3 protein-coding genes are annotated in these 3,148 nt (G+C 53.0%); all 3 read right to left on the reverse strand.

The window, feature by feature from the left end; all coding sequences use genetic code 11:
* Positions 1-36: 36 nt before the first annotated feature.
* Complete coding sequence (locus N902_RS0114155; protein ID WP_027371439.1) at positions 37-927, reverse strand: integrase core domain-containing protein; 891 nt, start codon at positions 925-927, stop codon at positions 37-39.
* Positions 924-1,265 (reverse strand): hypothetical protein, encoded by a 342-nt coding sequence (locus N902_RS18110; RefSeq protein ID WP_051564623.1) that lies wholly within the window; start codon positions 1,263-1,265, stop codon positions 924-926. The genes N902_RS0114155 and N902_RS18110 overlap by 4 nt, the downstream gene beginning before the upstream one ends.
* 392 nt (positions 1,266-1,657) lie before the next feature.
* Positions 1,658-2,773 carry an IS110 family RNA-guided transposase gene (locus N902_RS0114165; RefSeq protein ID WP_027371440.1) on the reverse strand — a complete coding sequence of 372 codons (1,116 nt, stop codon included), beginning with the start codon at positions 2,771-2,773 and terminating at the stop codon, positions 1,658-1,660.
* Between the last annotated feature and the right edge of the window lie 375 nt (positions 2,774-3,148).

Consider the following 3,148-nt stretch of genomic DNA (forward strand, 5'->3'; position numbering starts at 1 on the left):
GTGTAGCGGAAACGGTTCTTTGGACACAAGTTTAGACTATGCTGCCATCCGATTTTCCAGCCAGTTATGGCGGATTTCGTCAGGTGACGTGAAGGCGTTTTTCTCGACTCGCCATTCGCTGTTATAAAGGCTCACGAAGGTCTTTACGGCCTTGCGAACATCATCGACGGTACGGAAAACTCGGCCATAAATGGCTTGCTCTTTCAAGGTGCGGTTAAAACGTTCGGCAACTCCGTTGGTTTGAGGCTCGGCAACGAAGGCAAAGCTGGGAGTGATCCCCCAGAACTTGATCTGGTTCTGAAAATGGTCTGAGAGGTACTGGGTGCCATGGTCCATGCGCAGGGACAGCCCCCGGGCAATTCCTTTCTCTACGCTGCCGTAAAGGCGGCTTAAGGCCATGGAAAGGGGCTGCAGGGCTGCATAGCGGTCGCCGGTTTTGCACACATGCCAGCCGACGCATTCGGCGTTCCAATGCTCCACAGCCGCAAAGATCCAGACCCAGCCCTCGTCAAGAGTGAAGACGCGGGTGCCATCGGTGCCCCACATCAAGTTCGGTGCCATGGTGATGATCTTGCCCTCATGCGCCTTGGCAGCTTTGGGCCGTCCTCGGTGCGGAGAAAGTAGGTGGTTTTCGCGCATGATCCGCAGAATCCGCTTGCGTGACACACGGTGGCCATCACGGAACCGTAACCGTCCCCAGACCTTACGGTGTCCCTCTCCTACGAACGGTGAGGTTGCCAGGTCGTGACGGATCAAGCCCAATAGGTCCTCGTCACTTATCAATGGACGCGGACCACGACGTTTAGGCACCGCTGGTGGACTTTGGCGCGAGGCATGATAGAACGAGGAGCGAGCCTGTTCCCAGACAGTGCAAACCCGCTGGACGCCGTAGGGCTTGTCTGCTCCCGGGGAGATCGTTTGGCTCATTTCGACGATCTCCGCTTGGCTAAAGGGCCGGGTTTTTTAACCCGTTCCCAAAGGAGTTCGTTCTCCATGGTCAATTCGCCGATCCGGCGCATGGCCTGATTGAGTTCGGCCTGAACCGGATCTTTTGGCCGCTTTTTTAACGACTCATCGATCCCGGCAAGGGCATTCTCCCGCCACTGCTCCAGACGGTAGATTTCGATACTCAGCTCGCGGGACAGGGCGTCAACGGATTCGCCCCGAAGCATGCGTAGGACAACCTCACGCTTGCGGGAGGCACTCCAACGCTGTCCTTCGGCTAAGGGGCCTTTGACGGTTTCGTTCTTGTTCTTTGTAGTCATATTCTCTCTCCTTGGACACGGGGACTTTACCCCAAATCAGTGTCCAAGAAAACTGATATGGCTGACAGTTGTCAAGAGCCGAATCGTTCCCTGCCCAACTGTTTTTCAGCGGTTTTTTTCGCGGTTATTTTCCAGGGTACTTGCAGAGGCGGAACCCATGTTGCGACGGTTGATCACTCTGATATTCGCGGATTGGATACCGCCTGACTTGGCTTCGTCGCGGAGCTTCCTCTCTCTAGTAGCGTGAGTTCGGCCTAAGGGCCTGATCCGATAGTTTTCCCGAGGGTTCTCCTGACCGTGGTTGCGCCCCTGTAACTACCCTGGAGTATTGATTATTGTTCGATAAGTTTGCCCCTAACGTGTTTTGAGGCTGTAGTTTTGGGTTTTATTCTTTATGCCATTATCGGAAATTCAACCTCATGGGCTATTGCCCACATAAAGGCACAGAGTTCTCGGGCGATGGCCGTCACGATCACCTGTTTGGGCTTACCCTTCGCCAGCATTCGTTTGTAGCGGGCACACAATCGAAGCTGGGCTTTCCAGGAGATATCGCATATCTCCTGCGACAGACCTTCTTGGCGTTTGCGCAACTCCCGACTAACCCGGGCAGGAAGGCGGTATGCCCAGGAGGCTTCCACCAGAACCCGGCGCACATGGCCATTGCCTGTTTTTGTAATGGCGCCCCGTTTTGTTTTTTCGCCACTGGAGTGCTCCGAAGGCACCAAACCGAGATAGGACATCAGTTCAACGGGGCTCGTAAAGCGCGTCATGTCTCCTATCTCGGCAACAGTTGTGGCGGCCACAATCAAGGAGACACCCCGGAGGGATTGGTAAGCCTTTACTACCGAAACCATTCGCCATTGGGGCAAAAGCTGTTGGATTTGCCCCGTAAGGCGCTCCACACGGCGAGTGCATTCAGTGAATGCGTCCACATATTCCTGAAGGACGATCTGTTGGGCCGGATGAGGCATTTTGATTCCGGCGATCCAACGCAAATGCGCCTGGCTCCAGTGGCTTCGCCCGTTGAAGTGGTGACCGTGCCGGAGAAGAAAAGCCAAAATGCGCTGCTTGGCCTTTTTTTCCGCCAACTTGGCATCCTCTCTCGATCGGGTGAGGTCCCGCATGGCTTCATCTTCGGCAAACGGCACAAAAACAGCCGACAATTCACCGGCCCGATGCAGGCGGGCCAGCATTTGGGCATCCCGGTGATCATTTTTGATTCGGTTGCCACTTTGCTTGGGAATCATTGCTGGCGCAACCACCATGCAATCAAATCCTTGAGCTGCAAGATGGCGATAAATCTCATAACCACAGGGGCCAGCTTCATAGACGAAATGCAGCTCATAACCTTTCGAAACCAGTTTTCGGATGACTTTGTCGAGGGCGCCAAGGCTCCCGTCAATTTTTCCGTAACTGCGAACTTCACCGTTTCGGCCAGCTTCGGCGATAGCGATCTCAATGGAGTTTTTGTGGACGTCCAATCCTACAAATATGCTAGACTTCTTCATGACCTGCCTCCTTGGTTATGGCTCTGTGTTGGGGTTCACGAGGTTCCAACATAACCCACGTTTGCAAGGGGCAGGTCTTTTTTTGTCAACTGTCAGCCATTATGTCTAGGGGCGATTCAATAAAAGCACGCTGAATAGTCGGTCGCTGTACCTGTCAAAAACTCTAGGCATTCTGCCTTCCAACGATTTGCTTGGTGGGGAACAATTATTGCCTGCTATTGTTGACAATCTCAAGCCCTCATCCTATTGCAAAACACCTTAATCTTTCCTTACCTGTCAATCCTTTCTTTCAGAAAACCTGTGAACCCCCCGCTTATAGTTGTCAAAAATTAATCTAAAAAAAAGAGAAAATATCTTGACTCTCGAGTTATATGA

The organism is Desulfovermiculus halophilus DSM 18834, assembly GCF_000620765.1.
Lineage (GTDB): Bacteria > Desulfobacterota > Desulfovibrionia > Desulfovibrionales > Desulfothermaceae > Desulfovermiculus > Desulfovermiculus halophilus.

What these genes read in the sequence shown, in the direction of transcription:
- N902_RS0114155 (WP_027371439.1), bottom strand. Translation starts at nt 927, where the DNA reads ATGAGCCAAACGATCTCCCCGGGAGCAGACAAGCCCTACGGCGTCCAG.
- N902_RS18110 (WP_051564623.1), bottom strand. Translation starts at nt 1,265, where the DNA reads ATGACTACAAAGAACAAGAACGAAACCGTCAAAGGCCCCTTAGCCGAA.
- N902_RS0114165 (WP_027371440.1), bottom strand. Translation starts at nt 2,773, where the DNA reads ATGAAGAAGTCTAGCATATTTGTAGGATTGGACGTCCACAAAAACTCC.